The following is a 1,859-nucleotide window of genomic DNA, read 5'->3' on the forward strand; positions in this document are numbered from 1 at the left end:
CATCGCGATGTTGGTCACCACCACGACGCGCAGCCCGGCGACGAGCACCGGAATGGACAGCGGCAGTTCGACTTTCAGCATCCGCTTGATCGCGGGGTAGCCGATGGCGGTGGCAGCGTCGTTCACCTGGGCGGGCACCGCGTCCAGCGCCTCGAGCACCGCCCGCACCAGCAGCGCGGCGGTATAGGCCGTCAGCGCCACCATGACGTTGGCCTCGTCGAGGATCCGGGTGCCGATGATCGTCGGCAACACCACGAACAGCGCCAGCGACGGGACGGTGAACACGACGCTGGCGGTCGCGGTCGTCAGCCGCCGGGCGATCGGCGCGCGCTGCACCAGCACGCCCAGCGGCACCGCGATGACCAACCCGATCACGACCGGCACCAGCGAGAGCCGCAGATGGACGACGGTCAGGGCCCAGGCGTCGTCGAGGTGGGTGAGCAGGTAATGCATGCCTAGACCCTCCGCCGGGCTTCCACCGCGGCCAGCACGTCGACGGCCAGCACGCCGCCGATCAGCTTGCCCCCGTCGTCGACGGCGACCCCCAGGCCCGACGGCGACGACAGCGCCGCGTCGAGGGCGTGGCTGAGGTTGCCGTCTGGGCGGAACACCGACCCGACGCCGCCCATGCTGTCGGACAACGACGCACCCCCGCGGTGCTTGCGCAGGCCCTCCGCGTCGATCCATCCCACCGGAATGCCGGCGTCGTCGACCACCACCGCCCAGCCGTCCGGGAGACCCGCGTCGGGGAGGGCGGCCGCGGCGATGCGCTCGATGTCGTGCAACGGCAGCCCGTCCGCGGCCATGAGCTGCAGCCACCGATACCCGCGGCCCAGACCGATGAACCGGGCGACGAATTCGTTGGCCGGACGCGACAGCAGATGCGCGGGTTCGTCGTACTGCTGCAGCACGCCGTCCCTGAACACCGCGATCCGTTCGCCGAGTCGCAGCGCCTCGTCGATGTCGTGCGTGACGAACACGGTGGTCTTGTGCAGTTCGCTTTGCAGACGCAGTATTTCGTTCTGCAGTTCGTGGCGCACCACCGGGTCGACGGCGGAGAACGGCTCGTCCATCAACAGGATCGGCGGGTCGGCCGCGAGCGCGCGCGCCACACCGACGCGTTGTTGTTCGCCGCCGGAGAGCTGCGCCGGGTAGCGGGTGGCGATCTTGGGGTCCAACCCGACGCGCTCGAGCACCTCGTAGGCGGCTTTACGGGCATCCCGGCGAGACCTGCCCTTGAGTAGCGGAACCGTTGCGACGTTGTCGATCACGCGCTGATGGGGCATCAGGCCGGCGTGCTGGATGACGTAGCCGATCCCGAGGCGCAGTCGCACCGGGTTGACCGTCGACACATCCGCCCCGTTGACGGTTATCCGGCCGGAGGTCGGCTCGATCATCCGGTTGATCATCCGCAATGCCGTGGTCTTGCCGCTGCCCGAAGAGCCGACGAATACCGTCAATTCGCCGTTGGGGACCACCAGGCTCAGCCGGTCGACGGCCGTCGTCCCGTCGGCAAATACCTTGCTGACGTTGTCGAAGACGATCACCGCTGTTGACCGATCGGGTGATTGAAGCCGTTGTCGCGCACCCAGTTTCGCGCGGCCTGATCGGGATCGATGCCGGAGTTGCCCGACACCGCGGCGTTGAGGTGGGCCAGACCGGAGGTCGTCAGCTTCGCCGACACCGCGTCCAGCACGTCCTTGAGGCGGTCCGACTTCTTCTGCGAATTCACCAGCGGCACAATGTTGCCGGCCAGGAAGTTGTGCTGCGGATCCTCCAGCGCCAACAGATGATTCTGCAGCATCGCCGGTGAGGTGCTGAAGATGTTGGCGGCCGTCACCTTCCCCTCCACCAACGCG

General features: G+C 68.0%; 3 protein-coding genes. All 3 read right to left on the reverse strand.

Translation table 11 applies throughout. From position 1 onward, the window contains the following. Positions 1-453 (reverse strand): ABC transporter permease (locus A5706_RS10380; RefSeq protein ID WP_068129832.1); only part of this gene is annotated, 453 nt, incomplete at its 3' end. Positions 454-455: 2 nt separating this feature from the next. Then, positions 456-1,547 (reverse strand): ABC transporter ATP-binding protein, encoded by a 1,092-nt coding sequence (locus tag A5706_RS10385; RefSeq protein ID WP_068129835.1) that lies wholly within the window; start codon positions 1,545-1,547, stop codon positions 456-458. Continuing rightward, a partial coding sequence (locus A5706_RS10390; protein WP_304528391.1) for a glycine betaine ABC transporter substrate-binding protein occupies positions 1,544-1,859 on the reverse strand: 316 nt, incomplete at its 5' end. The genes A5706_RS10385 and A5706_RS10390, both read right to left, overlap by 4 nt.

This window comes from Mycobacterium sp. E796, from assembly GCF_001672815.1.
Taxonomy (GTDB): Bacteria; Actinomycetota; Actinomycetes; order Mycobacteriales; family Mycobacteriaceae; genus Mycobacterium.